Below are 15,866 nucleotides of genomic sequence, written 5' to 3' on the forward strand. Positions count from 1 at the left end.
CGCGCGATCGATCAACTACCCAGCGAGGTCAGGTTAGGCTCACCTCATGTCATCTCGCGCGTTGGTCGGCCGCCGGGCCGGCGGAACCCTGCTCGCCGCCGCGGCGGCGCTCCTCCTCGGCGCCTGCGGCACCGCCGCCCCGGCGGCGCCGCCGGGTGCGGAGCCCGCCGCTACGGACACCGCCTTCCCGGTCACCATCTCCCACGCCTACGGCGAGGTGACGATCCCGGCCGCGCCGCAGCGGGTGGTCGCCCTCGGCCTGACCGACCTCGCGATGGCCACCGCGCTCGGCGCCCCGATCGTGGCCGCCGCCCCCAACTACATCCCGGAGACCCCGGCGCCGCCCTACCTCGAGGGCCGCGTCGACCCGGCCCTGCTCACCCTGGAGGAGGTCTCGCTGGGCGCGGGCGTCAACCTCGAGAAGGTCGCCGCCCTGGACCCCGATCTGATCCTCGGGGTGTCCCTGCCGGAGATGGCCCCCGACCTCTACACCCGGCTCAGCGCCATCGCCCCGGTCGTGACGTTCGAGCGGGAGCTGTACGGGTCGAGCATCCAGGACGACGCCGTGCTGATCGGGCGCGCCCTGGGCGACGAGCCCGGCGCCCAGCAGGTCGTCGAGGAGGCCGACGCGGCCGTGCGCGAGTTCGCCGCGGCGCGACCGCACCTGGCCACCAGCACCTACCTGTACGGGCAGGCCCGCGGCGACGTGCTGCCGATGGTCGTCGGCAAGGACAACCTGTCGACGGTGTTCATGAACAGCCTCGGGCTCACCGTGCCGCCGTCCTTCGCCGACGCGCCGGCCACCGCCCAACTGGCCCCCGGCACCGTCGGGCTCTCCTACGAGGAGGCCGGGCGCCTCGACGAGGCCGACGTGCTGTTCATGACCTTCGCCGGGTCCGGCGACCGCGCGGCGTTCGAGCAGAACCCGGTGGTCAGCCGGCTGCCGATCGTCACAGAGGGCCGCTACGAGCCGGTCACCCTCGACACCGCGATCGCGCTGCAGGCACCCAACGTGGTGGCCGTGCCCTGGCTGCTCGACCAGCTCGCGCCGGCGCTGGACCGCATCGCGGAGTGACGGCCGCGCGGGCCCGCGCCGATCACGCGGGCCCGCGCGCGGTCAGTACAGGGTCAACCGGCCGGCGTCGACGACGACGTCCTGCCCGGTGACCAGGTCCATCCCGAGCAGGCCGACGACGGCCTGCGCCACGTGCTCGGGCTGCGCCAGGCGCCCGAGCGGCGTCTGGCGCGTGTCGGCGCTGGCCCGCTCGACGGCCTTCTCGTCGAAGACCCGGGTCAGCCACCGGGTGGCCACCGCGCCCGGCGAGACCGAGTACACCCGCACGTCCGGGGCCAGCACCCGGGCCAGCGACCGGGTGAGTTGCAGCAGCGCCGCCTTGCTCACCCCGTAGACGATCGACGAGCCCGCCGCCCGGTACCCGGCGATCGAGGAGATGTTGACCACCGCGCCGCCGGCCTCGCGCAGCGCCGGGGCCAGCGCCCGGGTGCACCGGAACGCCCCGCGCAGGTTGACGTCGAGCACCTCGTCCCAGGCGGCGTCGGTGATGTCCTCCAGGTCGCCCCAGGGGGTGGCGTCGGTCGTCCCGGCGTTGTTGACCAGCACGTCGACCCGGCCGTGCTCTTCCACCGCCGCCGCGGCGACGGCGCGCACGGCGGCCTCGTCGCGCACGTCCATGAGGACCGCGGCCGATCCCCGCGCCCCCATCTCGCGCAGTCGCTGCGCGGTCTGCTCCGCCTCGTCGACCGACCGGCTGTAGCCGACGAGCACCGCCGACGCGCCGGCGCGGGCGAACGCCTCCGCGCACGCCGCGCCGATGCCCGTGCCACCGCCGGTGACCACCGCGACCGTCCCGTTCAGCTCCATCGCCACCTCCGAGCCCGCGGTGCCCGCACCGTCGCGGTCACCTCTCGGAGATCAGTTTCGCCGCTCCGGCGTCGACGATGTCCATGTCGTTCGTCTCCCGGAAGGCCGGGATCAGCCGGCGGGGACGTCACCGTCCCGCGGCTCACCGGCCTTCGCCGGCACCGCCGCCGCGGCGCCCGTCGCCGGTGCCACCGGCTCCTCCGCCTCGGCCGGCGGGAGGCCGTGCGGGCCGTCCTCGACCTCCGGGGCCCGGATCAGGAACGCGCCGACGATCGCCACCAGCGACAGCGCGGCCGCGACCAGGAAGGCCGCGTGCACGCCGCCCGCGGTCTGCTCGATCCGCGGGGCCCCCTCGGCGGCCAGCCCGGCGGCGCGCACGCTCATCACGCTGATCAGCGCGGCCACGCCGGCGGCGCCGGCGAGCTGCTGGGTGGTGCCGAAGATCGCGCTGCCGTAGGAGTAGAAGCGCGGCTCGACCGAACCCAGCCCGGCGGTGAACAGCGGCGTGAAGATGAGCGCCAGCCCCGCGCTGAGCGTGACGTGGAACGCCACGACCTGCCACGGCGCGCTGTCGGCGGAGAACAGCGTCGCCGACCACAGCGACAGGCTGGTCAGCACCGTGCCCGGGATCAGCAGGGTGCGCGGTCCGAACCGGTCGTAGAGCCGCCCGACCACCGGGCCCATCAGGCCCATCAGCAGCCCGCCCGGCAGCAGGAGCAGGCCGGTGGTCAGCGGGTCGAGCCCGAGCACGCCCTGCATGTAGATCGGCAGCAGCACGATGGTGCCGATGAGCGTGGCCATCATCACCATCATCAGCACCGAGGCCGTGGTGAACGTGCGGGAGCGGAAGGTGCGCAGGTCGAGCAGGGCGCGGTCGGTGCGCTGCAGGCGGAGCTGACGGGCCACGAACAGCGCCAGGCCGACGACGCCGAGGCCGAACGCCAGCCACACCGCGACCGGGGTCTCGCCGCCGTGGCTCGACTCGCCGATCGAGCTGAGCCCGTAGACCAGCCCACCGAAGCCGATCACCGACAGCACCACGGACACCACGTCGACCGGGGTGTCGGTGCGCTCGCCGATGTCGGTCATCTTGCGCAGCCCGAGCGAGAGCGCGACGACGGCGACCGCCAGCACCAGCCAGAAGATCGCCCGCCAGCCGAAGGTCTGCAGGACCAGACCGGACACGGTGGGGCCGATGGCCGGGGCGACGGAGATGACGATGGAGATGTTGCCCATCAGCGCACCCCGCCGGTTCGGCGGCACGAGCGTCATCACCGTCGTCATCAGCAGCGGCATCATGATCGCCGTGCCGCCGGCCTGGATGACGCGGGCGACCAGCAGGACCGCGAAGCCGGGGGCGAGCGCGGCGACCAGCGTGCCGGCGCTGAACAGCGTCATCGCGGTGGCGTAGAGGACCCGGGTGCCGACGCGCTGGATGAGGAACCCGGTGATCGGGATCACCACCGACATCGTCAGCAGGAACCCGGCGGTGAGCCACTGCCCGACGCTGGCCTGGATCTGCAGCTCCTGCAGCAGCACGGGCAGCGCGACGGTCATCGTCGTCTCGTTGAGGATCGCGACGAAGGCGGAGACGAGCAGCACCCCGATCACGGTGCGGTCGCGGGCGCTCATCGCGGCGGGGGGCGCCGTCGCCCGGCCGGGTTGGGGGTGCGTCGTCGTCACGGTCTTTCCTCTGCGTTCGGGGTTCGGGGTCACGCTACGAGGTAGGACCGACAGCGCGCCGCCGGTTAATCGGTCCCCGCGGGTCCCGGTCTGGGACGCGCCGCACGTCCGGGCCATTCCCGCCGGCAGCGGCCGGTGCCGGAGATCACTGCGAGCGTGCTCGACCCCGAGGGAGCCGAAGTCGCCCGCCTTGACACCCGCCCCCCGCCCGCCAAGACTCCACATCTGAACATCTCTTCAGATGTGCGTCGCAGGAGTGGAGTAGCCGATGTCCCAGGCCGCCGCCGAACCCCGACCCGTCGCGGTCCCGGCCCCGATCCCGCTGCGCGAGATCGCCCCGTGGGCGCTCTTCGCCGGGATCGTGCTGCTGGCGCTGCTCTACCTGGTCGGCATGGACCAGGGCGCCACCTCGGTCTTCTCCGGCCAGATGCTGCACGAGTTCGTGCACGACGGCCGGCACCTGCTCGGCTTCCCCTGCCACTGAGCGGCGGTCCGGACGTGGTGCGCACGCTGCTGGTCCGCGGGATGCTCGCGGGCCTGCTCGCCGGGCTGCTGGCGGCCCTGTTCGCCAACCTGGTCGGTGAGCCCGCCCTCGACGGCGGCATCGCCTACGAGGACGCGCTGGCCGCCGCGGCCGGCGAAGCGGGCGGCGAGGAGCTGGTCAGCCGCGGGGTGCAGAGCACCCTGGGCCTCGCCGTCGGCTTCGTGATCTACGGCGTCGCGGTGGGCGGCATCCTCGCCCTGGTCCACGCCGCGGCGCAGGGCCGCATCGGCGCGCTGAGCGCGCGGGCCACGGTCGTCGTCGTGGCCGCGGTCGGCTTCGTCTCCGCGGTGCTGGTGCCGTTCCTGAAGTACCCGGCCAACCCGCCGGCCTCCAGCCTCGACGACACGATCGGCCTGCGCACGGGGCTGTTCGTGATCCTGGTGGCGGTGTCGGTCGGCCTCGCGGCCGGTGCGGCCGCGCTCGCCCGCAGGCTGTCGGTCACACTCGGCTGGTGGAACGCGGTGCTCGCCGCCGCCGGCGGATACGTGGTGCTGGTCGCGCTGGTCGCGTACCTGCTGCCGCCGATCGCCGAGACCCCCGACGACTTCCCGGCCACCGTGCTCTACGACTTCCGGATCGCCTCCCTCGGCGGGCACCTCGTGCTGTGGACGACGCTGGCGCTGGTGTTCGCCGCGCTGGTCGACCGGGCCGCCCGCCCGGCCGCCGTCCGCTGAGCCGGGCCCGGCTGCTGCTGGGCCTGGTCGGACTGCTCCTGCTGGTCGGCGCGGGCCCGGCGATCGCGCACGGCGACGTCGAGGCCGCGCCGGCCGACAGCCTGCCCGTGCTGGCCGGTCTCGACCCGGCGGTCGGGGGGATCGCCGTCACCGTGGTCGACGGCGGTCCGCGGCTGCGCCTGGACAACGCCACGGACCGCACCGTGGAGGTGCTCCCGCCCGAGGGCCGGGAACGCGGGCAGGAGCCCGTTGTGCCGCCCGGCTCCTCGGCGGCCTGGACCGATCCCCGGCTGGCCGAGCCCGCGGCCGGGGCGGCCACCGCCTGGGAGGTCCCGCTGCTCGTGGGCGGGGAGCGGGTACTGGTGCGCGGCGACCGGGTGTGGCCGCCGCCTCCGGCGCCGGCGCCGTGGTGGGCCCTGACGGCGGCCGCCGCGCTGGGCACGTTCTGCCTCGGCGGCACGGCGGCCCTGCGGCGCCGCGATGACGAGCCCGGCGCCCGCGCCGCGGAGCTGGGCGTGGCCGCGGTGGCGGTGGTCGTGGTCGCCGCGCACGCCGTGCACGTGCTGGGAGCGGCGCTGGTGCTGGACGTCCCGGTGTCGGTGGGCGCGGTGCTCGGCGCGGCCGGGATCGGCGTCGCGTGCTGGGTGCTCGGACTGGTCGGGGCCGGGCTGGTCGCGGCGCGGAACGGGCTGGGACCGGCGTGCTGCGCGGCCGCCGGCGCGCTGGCGGCGCTGCTCACCGCGTTCGACACCACCGGCTTCCACCGGGCGGTGCTGGCCTTCGGCTGGTCGTTCGACCTCGACCGCATCACGACGGTCGTGGCCTTCGGTGGCGGGCTGGGGCTGCTGGTCACCGGGTGGGCGGCGCTGTCGCAGCCCTCCCCGGCCGCCGAGGCGACGGATCAGCCCAGCAGCTGACGCACCTCCCCGGCGATGACCAGGTCCTCCCGGGCGTGCACCACGACGGTCGCAGCCGCGGCGCCGTCGGCCCCGATGACGGCGTCGCCGTCGGCCGCCGCGTTGCGGGCGGGGTCGAGCGCGACCCCCAGGAAGCCGAGCCCGTCGACCAGGCGGGCGCGCAGCCCCGGCTGGTGCTCCCCCACCCCGCCGCTGAACGCCAGCACGTCCAGTCCGCCCAGCGCGGCCACCATGGCGGCGACGAGCGCGCGGGCGCGGTGCGCCCACACGTCCAGGGCCAGGGTGGCGTCGGGGTCGCCGGCGTCGGCGCGGGCGACGACCTCGCGCATGTCCGACGTCCCGGCCAGCGCCTTGAGCCCGCCGGCCCGGTTGAGCCCCTCGTCCACCTCGCCGGGCGTCAGCCCGCGGCCCAGCAGGTAGGTGGGCACGGCCGGGTCGAGGTCGCCGCCGCGCGAGCCCATGACCAGCCCGGCGGCCGGGGTGTGGCCCATCGTGGTGTCGACCGAGCGGCCGCGGTCGACGGCGCACAGCGAGGCGCCCGAGCCCAGGTGCGCCACGACCGTCCGCAGCTCCCCCACCGGCCGACCGACCAGCTCGCCCGCGCGGCGCGACGCCCACCCGTGGGCCAGCCCGTGGAAGCCGTAGCGGTGCACGCCGAACTCGTCGCGCCACCGGGCCGGGATCGCGTAGGTGCTGGCCGCGGCCGGGATCGTGCGGTGGAACGCGGTGTCGAAGCAGGCCACCTGGGGCACCCCGGGCAGCGCGTCGCGGGCCTGGCGCAGCGCGTCCAGGGCCGGGCCCTGGTGCAGCGGCGCCAGGGCCCGCAGCGCGTCGAGCTCGTCGACGACCTCGTCGTCGACCACCGTCGGCCCGGTGAACCGGCTCCCGCCGTGCACGATCCGGTGCCCCACCGCGTCGGGCGGGTCGGAGACGAGGTCGGCCAGCGCGTCGCGGGCGTCGCCCGGGTCGACCGAGTTCTGCTTGACCAGCTCGTCCCCGTCGAGCAGCGCGAGCTTCACCGTGGAGGAGCCCGCGTTGACGACGAGCACCCTCATCCCGGCCACACCCAGTCGGCCACGTCCGGGGCGTCCTCGCCGTGCTCGCGGGTGTGGCGCCGGCAGCGCAGCCGCTCGTCGACCATGTGCTGGCGCAGCCCGGCGTGCTGCACCGCCAGCCCCGGGACCCGGTCGATCACGTCCATGACCAGGTGGAACCGGTCGAGGTCGTTGAGCATCACCATGTCGAAGGGCGTGGTGGTGGTGCCCTCCTCCTTGTAGCCGCGCACGTGGATGTTGCGGTGGTTGGTGCGCCGGTAGGTCAGCCGGTGGATCAGCTGCGGGTAGCCGTGGTAGGCGAAGACGATCGGCTTGTCGGCGGTGAACAGGCCGTCGAACTCGCGGTCCGACAGCCCGTGCGGGTGCTCGCGCTCGTCCTGCAGGCGCATGAGGTCGACGACGTTGACCAGGCGCACCTTCAGCTCGGGCAGGTGCCGGCGCAGCAGCGACACCGCGGCCACCGCCTCCAGCGTCGGCACGTCGCCCGCGCAGCCCAGCACCACGTCCGGCTCGGCGCCCTGGTCGCTGGAGGCCCAGTCCCAGATGCCGATGCCCCGCGTGCAGTGCGCGATGGCCTCGTCCATCGTCAGCCACTGCGGGCCGGGGTTCTTGCCGGCCACCACGACGTTGACGTAGTTCCGGGTGCGCAGGCAGTGGTCCATCGTGGACAGCAGCGTGTTCGCGTCCGGCGGCAGGTACACGCGCACGATCTCGGCCCGCTTGTTGACCACGTGGTCGATGAAGCCCGGGTCCTGGTGGGAGAAGCCGTTGTGGTCCTGGCGCCAGACGTGGCTGGTCAGCAGGTAGTTCAGCGAGGCGATCGGGCGCCGCCACGGGATGTGCCGGGTGGCGGTCAACCACTTGGCGTGCTGGTTGAACATCGAGTCGACGATGTGGATGAACGCCTCGTAGCAGTTGAACAGACCGTGGCGGCCGGTCAGCAGGTAGCCCTCCAGCCAGCCCTGGCACAGGTGCTCCGACAGCACCTCCAGGACGCGGCCCGCGCGGGAGACGTGGTCGTCGCCGGGGCGGATGCGGCCGATGAACTGCCGGTCGGTGGCCTCGAAGACGGCCTGCAGCCGGTTGGAGGCCGTCTCGTCCGGGCCCATGATCCGGAAGTTGTCCGGGTTGGCGCGCACGACGTCGGCCAGCCAGGCGCCGAGCGTGCCGGTCGCGCTGACCGGCCCCGACCCCGGCTCCGGCACGTCGACGGCGTGCCGGGTGAAGTCCGGCAGGCGCAGGTCGCGCAGCAGCTCACCGCCGTTCGCGTGCGGCGTGGCGCTCATCCGCCGCTCCCCCCTCGGGGCGAGGGCGAGCAGCTCGGGGCGGGGGCCGCCGTCGTCGTCGAACAGCTCATCCGGCCGGTAGGAGCGCAGCCACTCCTCCAGCTGCGTGCGGTGGGCCTCGTTGGTGCGCGTCTCGGACAGCGGGACCTGGTGGGAGCGGTAGTTGTCCTCGACCGGGTTGCCGTCGACCTCCCTCGGCCCCGTCCAGCCCTTCGGGGTGCGCAGCACCAGCGCCGGCCAGTGCGGGCGCTCGACCTCCTCGCCGGCCGCCAGCTGCTCGGCCGCGCGGGCCCGGATGCGGGCGATCTCGGCGACGATCTCGTCCATGACCTCGGCCATCCGGGCGTGCACGGCCATCGGGTCCTCGCCGTCGAACCCGCCCTCCAGCACGTAGGGCCGGTAGCCGTGGCCGCGCAGCAGGTCCGACAGCTCGTCGTCCGGGACGCGGGCCAGCACCGTCGAGTTGGCGATCTTGTAGCCGTTCAGGTGCAGGATCGGCAGCACGGTGCCGTCGTGCACGGGGTGCAGGAACTTGTTCTGCTGCCAGCTGGTGGCCAGCGGGCCGGTCTCGGCCTCCCCGTCGCCGATGACGCAGGCCACCAGCAGGTCGGGGTTGTCGAACGCCGCGCCCGCTGCGTGCATGAGCGAGTAGCCCAGCTCGCCGCCCTCGTGGATCGAGCCGGGCGTCTCCGGCGCGGCGTGGCTGGGGATGCCGCCGGGGAAGGAGAACTGGCGGAACAGCTCCTTCATGCCCTCGGCGTCGCGCGGGACGTGCGCGTAGCGCTCGGAGTAGGTGCCCTCCAGCCAGGCGGTGGCCACGACGCCGGGCCCGCCGTGCCCCGGGCCGGTGATGTAGAGCGCGGAGAGGTCGTCGCGGGCGATGACGCGGTTGAGGTGGGCCCACAGGAAGGTCAACCCGGGGGTGGTGCCCCAGTGCCCCAGCAGCCGCGGCTTGACGTGCTCGGGCGCCAGCGGCTCGCGCAGCAGCGGGTTGTCCATCAGGTAGATCTGCCCGACCGAGAGGTAGTTCGCCGCGCGCCACCAGGCGTCCAACAGCTCCAGGTCGGATCGGGTGGTGGTGTCCGGTGCGTTCGTCGCGGTGACCGCCATGTGGGTGTTCTACCCCAACCCCGCTGGTCCATCCCGGGTCGAAACGCCCGCAACCGCTCGTCGATGACTACGCCGCGCTCGGCGGGGTATCTCGTGTGACGTCCATCACCGACGACAGAGGGGACGTTCGATGCCGAGCGCGACCGAGTCCGGCCAGGTCACCGGCACCGCGGACAAGGACTACAACCTGATCTGGTTCACCGAGCAGTGCCTGAGCAACGCGCTGCGCATGGAGCAGTACGCGCAGGACGCCGAACGCCACGGCGACAACGAGCTGGCGGAGTTCTTCCGCCGCGCCCAGGGCGAGAGCCGCAAGGGCGGCGAGCAGGGCAAGCAGATGCTCGCCCAGCGCCTGGGACGCTGATCGGACCCGGACGGGGCCCCGCCGGCCGGTGGGCCCCGTCCGCGTGTCCTGGGGGTGACCCGGAGGGGAACTCATCCGGAAGTCAGGGTCATCTCCGACCTTCTACTGATGTCCCGAGCGGGGTCGAAGCGGACTCTGGAGTACGTGCAGGAGTACCTGGAGTACGTCACCCACATCGCGCTGGCCTCCCCGTGGCTGCTCGGGGTGATCGTCGCCATGGCCGTGGTCGACGCGCTGCTCCCGGTGGTGCCCAGCGAGGCGCTCATCATCGGGGCCGGCGTGGCCGCCGCGGCCGGCCAGCAGGACCTGCTGGTCGTGATCGGCGCGGCGGCGCTGGGCTCGTTCATCGGCGAGGTGGCCGGCTACGGGATCGGCCGGGTGCTCGGCCCGTCGGTGCGCGGGCGCCTGCGCGGCGGCCGCGCCGCGGCCTACGACCGCGTCGCCGCGCTCCTGGCCCGCCGCGGCGGCACCGTGGTGCTCACCGCGCGCTTCCTGCCCGGCGGGCGGACCGTGGCCACCCTCGTGGCCGGTGCGATGACCTACCCGACCGGGCGCTTCCTGGCCTTCACCGCCCTGGGCACGCCGCTGTCGGCCGCCTGGTCGGCGGTGCTCGGCTACGCGGGCGGAGCGACCTTCGCCGAGAACCCGCTCTACGGGCTGGCGTTCGGGCTGAGCCTGGGCACCCTGGCCGGGCTGGCGCTCGGCGCGGTGCCGAAGCTGCGCGCCCGCCGCGCCGCCCGCCGGCCCGACCCCGTCGTCGTCCCGGTGCCGCGGCAGCGGAGCGCCGACGAGGTCGAGCCGGTCAGGGTGCTCACGGGCGCAGCAGCGTCTTGATCATCCCGTCCTGCTTCTGCTGGAAGGTCTCGTAGGCCTTCGGGGCCTCCTCCAGCGACACCCGGTGGGTGGCGAAGTCGTCGACGCCCAGCGGGTCGCCGTCGACCAGCAGCGGCAGGATCTCCGGCACCCAGCGCCACACGTTCGCCTGGCCCATCCGCAGCTGGACCTGCTTGTCGAACAGGGTCAGCATCGGCATCGGGTCGGCCATCCCGCCGTACACGCCCGACAGCGAGATCGTGCCGCCGCGGCGGACGAGGTCGATGGCCGCGTGCAGCGCGCCGAGCCGGTCCACCCCGGCGGCCTTCATGAACGGCGCGGCCAGCGCGTCCGGCAGCAGCCCGACGGCCTGGTGGGCGACCTTGCCGGCCGGGGAGCCGTGCGCCTCCATCCCGACGGCGTCGATCACCGAGTCGCTGCCCCGCCCGTCGGTCAGCGCCCGCACCGCGTCGGTGAGGTCCTTGCGGTGCTGGCGCAGGTCGATCACCTCGACGCCGTCGCGGCGGGCCCGCTCCAGGCGCTCGGGCACCAGGTCGACCCCGATGACCTTCGCCACCCCCTGGTGGCGGGCGATCCGGGCGGCCATCGCGCCGATCGGGCCCAGGCCGAGCACGGTGAGGCTGCCGCCCTTGGGCACGTCGGCGTAGGCGACGGCCTGCCAGGCCGTGGGCAGCACGTCGGACAGGTAGACGAACCGGTCGTCCGCAGGGCCCTCCGGGACCTTGATCGGCAGCGTGTTGCCGAACGGCACCCGCAGGTACTCGGCCTGGCCGCCGGGCACCTGCCCGTAGAGCTTGGTGTAGCCGAACAGCGAGGCCCCGGTGCCCTGGGAGCGCACCTGGGTGGTCTCGCACTGCGACTGCAGCCCCTGCCCGCACATGAAGCAGGTGCCGCAGGAGACGTTGAACGGCACGACCACCCGGTCGCCCACGGCCACCTCGGTGACCTCCGGCCCGACCTCGGCCACCACCCCCATCGGCTCGTGGCCCAGGATGTCGCCCTCGTCCAGGAACGGGCCCAGCACCTCGTAGAGGTGCAGGTCGGAGCCGCAGATCCCGGACGAGGTGATCTTCACGATCACGTCGGTCGGGTCCTGGATCCGGGGGTCGGGCACGGTGTCCACCCGGACGTCCCGCTTCCCGTGCCAGGTCACTGCGCGCATCGCTGGTCCTCCCGTTGCCGTGTCGCCGATCCCGCCACGGCTACCCGGGGCGGCCCGGCTCAACCCCGCGTGTCGGCCGGACCCAGCCGGGTAGCCCCGCCGACATGACGCAGAGCGCACCGACCCCACGACCCGTCCCCGACCCCGATCCGGCCCCGCTGGCCCTGGTGACCGGCGCCTCCAGCGGCATCGGCCGCGAGCTGGCCAGGGTGTTCGCCGAGAACGGCTTCGACCTGGTCATCGCGGCGGAGGACGCCGGAATCGAGCGGGTCGAGTCCGAGCTGCGCGCGCACGGCGGGGCCGTCCGGGCGGTCCGGGTCGACCTGCGACGCCCCGCCGGTGTCGACGAGCTGCACGCGGCCTGCCGCGCGGCCGGCACCCTGGACGCCGCGGCCCTCAACGCCGGCGTCGGGCAGGGCGGCCGGTTCCTCGACATCGACATCGCCGACGAGCAGTCCCTGATCGACCTGAACGTCTCCTCGACCGTGCGGCTGGCCAAGCACGTGCTGCGGGACATGGTCGCCCGCGGCCAGGGCCGCGTGCTGATCACCTCGTCGATCGCGTCCACGATGCCGGGCACGTACCAGGCGGTCTACAACGCGTCCAAGTCGTTCCTGCAGTCGTTCGCCGAGGCGGTGCAGGCCGAGCTGCGCGACGAGGAGGCCGACGTCACCGTCACCTCGCTGATGCCGGGCCCGACCGAGACGAACTTCTTCCACCGCGCCGACATGGACGACACCACCGTCGGCAGCTCGTCGAAGGACGACCCGGCCAAGGTCGCCGAGCAGGGCTTCGAGGCGCTGCTCAAGGGCGCGGACAAGGAGTTCGCCGGGTCGGCGACCAGCAAGGCCCAGGGCAGGCTGTCCGGTCTGCTGCCCGACCGGCTCAAGGCCGCCATGCACAAGCGGATGGCCGCACCCGGCAGCGCCGGGAAGTAGTGGCGGCGGCGGCCGCGGCGGGCCGGTCCCGCCGCGGTCAGGTCTCCACGAACCGGTCCACGGTGACCGTCCCCACGCCACGGCGGTCCGCGCACCCCGGCGACATACCCTCGGCGGACGGACCACGGATCAGGAGCGCGGGTGGCGACGACCGACGACCAGTACCGGGGCACTGCCGAGGGCCTCACCGAGCAGCGCGCCTACGGCTGGTTCCCCCACCCCGAGGTGCCGGAGGGCTTCCTGGGGATGATCGACGAGCTGCGCGTGCTGCAGGACCGGGTCACGGCCGCGGCCCCACCGGCCGACCTCGTGGCCGAGGTGACCAAGGCGGTGGCCGACCTGTCCGCCCGGCTGGCCGAGCACGCCGTCGACGAGCGGCGCCAGATCACCGGGCACGTCCCGGACGCGCCCGGCCGCGGCCAGACCCTCACCCCGCTGCTCGTCGTCGACGACCACGACGACCAGCGGGCCACCGGGCGGGTCACCTTCGGGAGGTACTACCTCGGCGGCAACGGCGCCGTGCACGGCGGTGCGATCCCGCTGCTGTTCGACGACCTGATGGGCCGGCTGGCCAACACCGGAGACCGGCGCCCGTCGCGCACGGCCTTCCTGCACGTGGACTACCGCAGCATCACGCCGATCGAGGAGGAGCTGCGGGTGACCGCGTGGTTCGAGTCCGAGCAGGGCCGCAAGCGGCTGCTGCACGGCACGCTGCACCACGGCGACCGGCTGTGCGCCGAGGCACAGAGCCTGTTCGTGGAGCTGCTGCCCGGTCAGCCCTGAGGTCGGACCCGGATCAACGGCCCGTCCACACCGGGGGCCGCTTCTCCAGGAACGCCCGCACGCCCTCGGCGGCGTCGTCGGAGGCCCGGATGGTGGCCGCGGCGTGGTCGGTGGCGGCCCAGCCCTCGTCGTCGGGGCCGATGGCGCGTTGTGTTGCGGCCAGGCACTCGCGGACGGCGACGGGGGCGTTGCGGCACACCCGCTCGGCCAGCGCGAGCGCGCCGGCCAGCGCCTCCCCCGGCTCGGTGAGCCGGTTGACCAGCCCCAGTTCGTGGGCACGCGGCGCGCTGATCGGGTCGCCGGTCAGGATGAGCTCGCGGGCGACGTTGTGCGGCAGCGCGCGCGGGCCGCGGAACAGCGCGCCGCAGGTGGGCACCAGCCCGATCGTCACCTCGGGCAGCCCGAAGCGGGCGTCGCGGGCGGCCACCACCATGTCGCAGGCCAGCGCCAGCTCCAGCCCTCCGCCGAGGGCGAGCCCCTCGACCGCGGCGATCAGCGGGGTGGTGCGGTCGCGGCGGACCAGGCCGTACTCGCCGCCGCGCTCGGTGACGTAGTCGCCGCCCGCGGTCAGGTCGCTGCCGGCGGAGAACACGCCGTCGGCGCCGGTGAGGACGCCGCACCACAGGTCGGGGTCGTCGTCGAGGCGGTTGAAGGCCGCGTCCAGGCCGTCGGCGGTGGCCCGGTCGACCGCGTTGCGCCTGCGGTAGCGGTCGATGGTGACCACCAGCACGTGCCCGTGCAGCTCGGTGCGGACCGGGCTCGCGGTCATCGGCGTTCCCCCTGCTCGCGGTGGTGATCGACGCCTCGACCCTACAGTCCGGACTCGGGAAATGAGTATGCTACTTGCGCCGACGGCGGCGCCCGGTCTCCGTCGGGGCGACGCGATGGGAGTCCGATGGCCGACCTGTTCGACCTCTCCGGCCAGGTGGCCCTGGTCACCGGCGGCAGCCGCGGCCTCGGCCGGCAGATGGTGCTCGCGTTCGCCGACGCCGGCGCCGACGTCGTGATCGCCAGCCGCAAGGCCGACGCCTGCGAGGCCACCGCGAAGGAGGTCCGCGACCGGGGCCGCCGCGCGCTGGCGGTGCCCACCCACGTCGGGCGGTGGGCCGACCTGGACGCGCTGGTCGAGGCCGCCTACGCCGAGTTCGGCAAGGTCGACGTCCTGGTCAACAACGCCGGCATGTCACCGCTGGCGCCGTCGTCGGAGCAGACCTCGGAGGAGCTCTTCGACAAGGTCATCGGCGTCAACTTCAAGGGCCCGTTCCGGCTGACCGCCGCCGTCGGCCGGCGGATGGCCGACGGCGACGGCGGCTCGGTCATCAACATCTCCTCGTCCGGCGCGCTGTTCCCCAAGCCGCGGTTCGGCCCCTACGCCGGGGCCAAGGCCGCGCTGAACGCCCTGACCACGGTCTTCGCCCTGGAGTTCGCTCCGAAGGTCCGGGTGAACACGATCTCGGCAGGCCCGTTCCTGACCGACATCGCCGACGCCTGGCCGGAGGAGGACCGCCGGCGCAGCCGCAGCGCGGCCGGCCGCCCCGGCCGCCCGGAGGAGATCGTCACGGCCGCCCTCTACCTGGCCAGCCCGGCCTCCAGCTTCACCAACGGCTCGATCGTCCGGGTGGACGGCGGCTTGTACTAGGCCTGGCTCGTACCAGGCCAGGCTCGTACTAGGCCTGCAGTGCCCGGATCGGCGGCACGCGCCCCGCGCGCGCCGCCGGCAGGGCCGCGGCCACCACCGCCAGCACCACCACCCCGACGACCAGGCCGGCCAGCTGCGGCAGCGCGCCGAGCACCAGCCCGTCGCCGAGGTCGAGCACCCGCACGCCCAGCACCCCGTAGCCGGCGCCGATGGCCGCGCCCAGCAGCGCGGCCCCGGCCCCGGTGAGCGCCGCCTCCCAGGCCACCGTCGCCCGCACGCCGGATCGGGAGAGCCCGACGGCGCGCAGCAGGCCCGTCTCCCGGGTGCGCTCGGTCACCGAGAGCATCAGCGTGACCGCCACCCCGACCACCGCGACCAGCAGCGTCATCCCGACGAGCGCCAGCCCGATGGCGCGCATCGCCAGCAGGTCGGTCTCCAGCTCCGCGCGCACGTCCGAGGCGAACTGCACCGCCACGCCCGGCAGGCCGTCCACCGCGACATCCACAGCCCGCCGCACCGTCGCCTGGTCAGCGCCCGGCGCCGGGTCGACGAAGACCCCGGACGCGTCGGAGTCGACCACCACGAGCGCGGGGTCATCGCGCAGCCGGTCGGCCAGCCCGGCCGGGTCGTCGGTGGCGATGGCGACGTCGCCGGGGAACAGCCCGTCGATCCCGCTCTCCGCGCGCGCCTGCGCGGCGGCCAGCGCGACCAGCAGCCCCGCGGTGAGGCCGACGCCCAGCGTCAGCACCGAGACGGTGGCCGCCGTCCGCCGCGGCACCTGGGCGGCGTTGGCCGTCGCCAGCCGTCCCGGCGCCTTCCCGAACGCGGACACCAGCCGGCCCACGGTCGCGGCCAGCCCCCTGACCAGGACCGGACCGGCCGTCACCAGCGCCGCGAACAGCACCATCCCGGAGCCGGCCAGCAGCGCGAGGGAGGCCTCGCCCACGGTGTTCGGCGTCGTGGTCGCGACCACGTACGCCGCGGCGGCCACCGCC

At 74.5% G+C, this 15,866-nt stretch carries 16 protein-coding genes; 9 read left to right on the forward strand and 7 right to left on the reverse strand.

The window, feature by feature from the left end; all coding sequences use genetic code 11:
- Nucleotides 1-46 precede the first annotated feature (46 nt).
- Nucleotides 47-1,075 (forward strand): ABC transporter substrate-binding protein, encoded by a 1,029-nt coding sequence (locus tag KIK08_RS21065; RefSeq protein ID WP_214404932.1) that lies wholly within the window; start codon nt 47-49, stop codon nt 1,073-1,075.
- 42 nt (nt 1,076-1,117) lie between these two features.
- Here the strand turns inward: KIK08_RS21065 and KIK08_RS21070 are convergent, their stop codons facing one another.
- Entirely contained in the window at nt 1,118-1,882 is a 765-nt protein-coding gene (locus tag KIK08_RS21070; RefSeq protein ID WP_214404933.1) for an SDR family NAD(P)-dependent oxidoreductase, read from the reverse strand.
- Nucleotides 1,883-1,993: 111 nt separating this feature from the next.
- On the reverse strand, nt 1,994-3,565 hold the full coding sequence (locus KIK08_RS21075; RefSeq protein WP_308257769.1) for a DHA2 family efflux MFS transporter permease subunit: 1,572 nt from the start codon (nt 3,563-3,565) through the stop codon (nt 1,994-1,996).
- A gap of 268 nt (nt 3,566-3,833) precedes the next feature.
- Between KIK08_RS21075 and KIK08_RS21080 the strand changes: the two genes are divergently transcribed.
- Genes KIK08_RS21080 through KIK08_RS21090 form a run of 3 tightly spaced genes read left to right on the forward strand, consistent with a single transcriptional unit; the run spans nt 3,834 to nt 5,700 of the window.
- Nucleotides 3,834-4,049, forward strand: coding sequence for a CbtB domain-containing protein (locus tag KIK08_RS21080; RefSeq protein ID WP_214404934.1), 216 nt, complete (start codon nt 3,834-3,836; stop codon nt 4,047-4,049).
- 14 nt (nt 4,050-4,063) lie between these two features.
- Nucleotides 4,064-4,783 (forward strand): CbtA family protein, encoded by a 720-nt coding sequence (locus KIK08_RS21085; protein ID WP_214404935.1) that lies wholly within the window; start codon nt 4,064-4,066, stop codon nt 4,781-4,783.
- Entirely contained in the window at nt 4,714-5,700 is a 987-nt protein-coding gene (locus KIK08_RS21090) for a hypothetical protein (protein WP_214404936.1), read from the forward strand. Before KIK08_RS21085 ends, KIK08_RS21090 begins: the two co-directional genes overlap by 70 nt.
- On the opposite strand, the gene KIK08_RS21095 is transcribed toward KIK08_RS21090, so the two are convergent.
- Complete coding sequence (locus KIK08_RS21095) at nt 5,685-6,755, reverse strand: acetate/propionate family kinase (protein WP_214404937.1); 1,071 nt, start codon at nt 6,753-6,755, stop codon at nt 5,685-5,687. The genes KIK08_RS21090 and KIK08_RS21095 overlap by 16 nt on opposite strands.
- Nucleotides 6,752-9,151, reverse strand: a complete 2,400-nt coding sequence (locus KIK08_RS21100) for a phosphoketolase family protein (RefSeq protein WP_214404938.1) — start codon at nt 9,149-9,151, stop codon at nt 6,752-6,754. The genes KIK08_RS21095 and KIK08_RS21100 overlap by 4 nt, the downstream gene beginning before the upstream one ends.
- 130 nt (nt 9,152-9,281) lie before the next feature.
- On the opposite strand from KIK08_RS21100, the gene KIK08_RS21105 reads away from it, so the two are divergent.
- Together KIK08_RS21105 and KIK08_RS21110 are read left to right on the forward strand one after the other, a co-directional pair.
- Nucleotides 9,282-9,515 carry a hypothetical protein gene (locus KIK08_RS21105; RefSeq protein WP_214404939.1) on the forward strand — a complete coding sequence of 78 codons (234 nt, stop codon included), beginning with the start codon at nt 9,282-9,284 and terminating at the stop codon, nt 9,513-9,515.
- 108 nt (nt 9,516-9,623) lie between these two features.
- Nucleotides 9,624-10,349 (forward strand): DedA family protein, encoded by a 726-nt coding sequence (locus KIK08_RS21110; protein ID WP_214404940.1) that lies wholly within the window; start codon nt 9,624-9,626, stop codon nt 10,347-10,349.
- Here KIK08_RS21110 and KIK08_RS21115 read toward each other — a convergent pair.
- Nucleotides 10,327-11,511: a zinc-dependent alcohol dehydrogenase gene (locus tag KIK08_RS21115; protein ID WP_214404941.1), complete on the reverse strand. Its 1,185-nt coding sequence runs from the start codon at nt 11,509-11,511 to the stop codon at nt 10,327-10,329. The two genes, KIK08_RS21110 and KIK08_RS21115, sit on opposite strands and share 23 nt — an antisense overlap.
- Before the next feature lie 104 nt (nt 11,512-11,615).
- Here KIK08_RS21115 and KIK08_RS21120 point away from each other — a divergent pair, with 104 nt between their 5' ends.
- Together KIK08_RS21120 and KIK08_RS41125 are read left to right on the forward strand one after the other, a co-directional pair.
- Nucleotides 11,616-12,449, forward strand: a complete 834-nt coding sequence (locus KIK08_RS21120; protein ID WP_214404942.1) for an SDR family NAD(P)-dependent oxidoreductase — start codon at nt 11,616-11,618, stop codon at nt 12,447-12,449.
- 141 nt (nt 12,450-12,590) lie between these two features.
- Nucleotides 12,591-13,232, forward strand: coding sequence for a PaaI family thioesterase (locus KIK08_RS41125; protein ID WP_214404943.1), 642 nt, complete (start codon nt 12,591-12,593; stop codon nt 13,230-13,232).
- 13 nt (nt 13,233-13,245) lie between these two features.
- Here the strand turns inward: KIK08_RS41125 and KIK08_RS21130 are convergent, their stop codons facing one another.
- On the reverse strand, nt 13,246-14,001 hold the full coding sequence (locus KIK08_RS21130; RefSeq protein WP_214404944.1) for an enoyl-CoA hydratase-related protein: 756 nt from the start codon (nt 13,999-14,001) through the stop codon (nt 13,246-13,248).
- Between the two features lie 126 nt (nt 14,002-14,127).
- Here KIK08_RS21130 and KIK08_RS21135 point away from each other — a divergent pair, with 126 nt between their 5' ends.
- The gene (locus tag KIK08_RS21135; protein WP_214404945.1) at nt 14,128-14,871 is read left to right on the forward strand and encodes an SDR family NAD(P)-dependent oxidoreductase; all 744 of its coding nucleotides are present in this window, start codon (nt 14,128-14,130) and stop codon (nt 14,869-14,871) included.
- 28 nt (nt 14,872-14,899) lie between these two features.
- Here the strand turns inward: KIK08_RS21135 and KIK08_RS21140 are convergent.
- On the reverse strand, nt 14,900-15,866 hold a 967-nt coding region (locus tag KIK08_RS21140; protein ID WP_308257770.1), incomplete at its 5' end, for an FtsX-like permease family protein.

The sequence above is a fragment of the Pseudonocardia lacus genome, assembly GCF_018531445.1.
In the GTDB taxonomy this organism is placed as follows: Bacteria; Actinomycetota; Actinomycetes; order Mycobacteriales; family Pseudonocardiaceae; genus Pseudonocardia; species Pseudonocardia lacus.

Coding starts and splice junctions, on each gene's coding strand:
- KIK08_RS21065 (WP_214404932.1), top strand. CDS start 47: ATGTCATCTCGCGCGTTGGTCGGCCGCCGGGCCGGCGGAACCCTGCTC.
- KIK08_RS21070 (WP_214404933.1), bottom strand. CDS start 1,882: ATGGAGCTGAACGGGACGGTCGCGGTGGTCACCGGCGGTGGCACGGGC.
- KIK08_RS21080 (WP_214404934.1), top strand. CDS start 3,834: ATGTCCCAGGCCGCCGCCGAACCCCGACCCGTCGCGGTCCCGGCCCCG.
- KIK08_RS21095 (WP_214404937.1), bottom strand. CDS start 6,755: ATGAGGGTGCTCGTCGTCAACGCGGGCTCCTCCACGGTGAAGCTCGCG.
- KIK08_RS21100 (WP_214404938.1), bottom strand. CDS start 9,151: ATGGCGGTCACCGCGACGAACGCACCGGACACCACCACCCGATCCGAC.
- KIK08_RS21105 (WP_214404939.1), top strand. CDS start 9,282: ATGCCGAGCGCGACCGAGTCCGGCCAGGTCACCGGCACCGCGGACAAG.
- KIK08_RS21110 (WP_214404940.1), top strand. CDS start 9,624: ATGTCCCGAGCGGGGTCGAAGCGGACTCTGGAGTACGTGCAGGAGTAC.
- KIK08_RS21115 (WP_214404941.1), bottom strand. CDS start 11,511: ATGCGCGCAGTGACCTGGCACGGGAAGCGGGACGTCCGGGTGGACACC.
- KIK08_RS21120 (WP_214404942.1), top strand. CDS start 11,616: ATGACGCAGAGCGCACCGACCCCACGACCCGTCCCCGACCCCGATCCG.
- KIK08_RS21130 (WP_214404944.1), bottom strand. CDS start 14,001: ATGACCGCGAGCCCGGTCCGCACCGAGCTGCACGGGCACGTGCTGGTG.
- KIK08_RS21135 (WP_214404945.1), top strand. CDS start 14,128: ATGGCCGACCTGTTCGACCTCTCCGGCCAGGTGGCCCTGGTCACCGGC.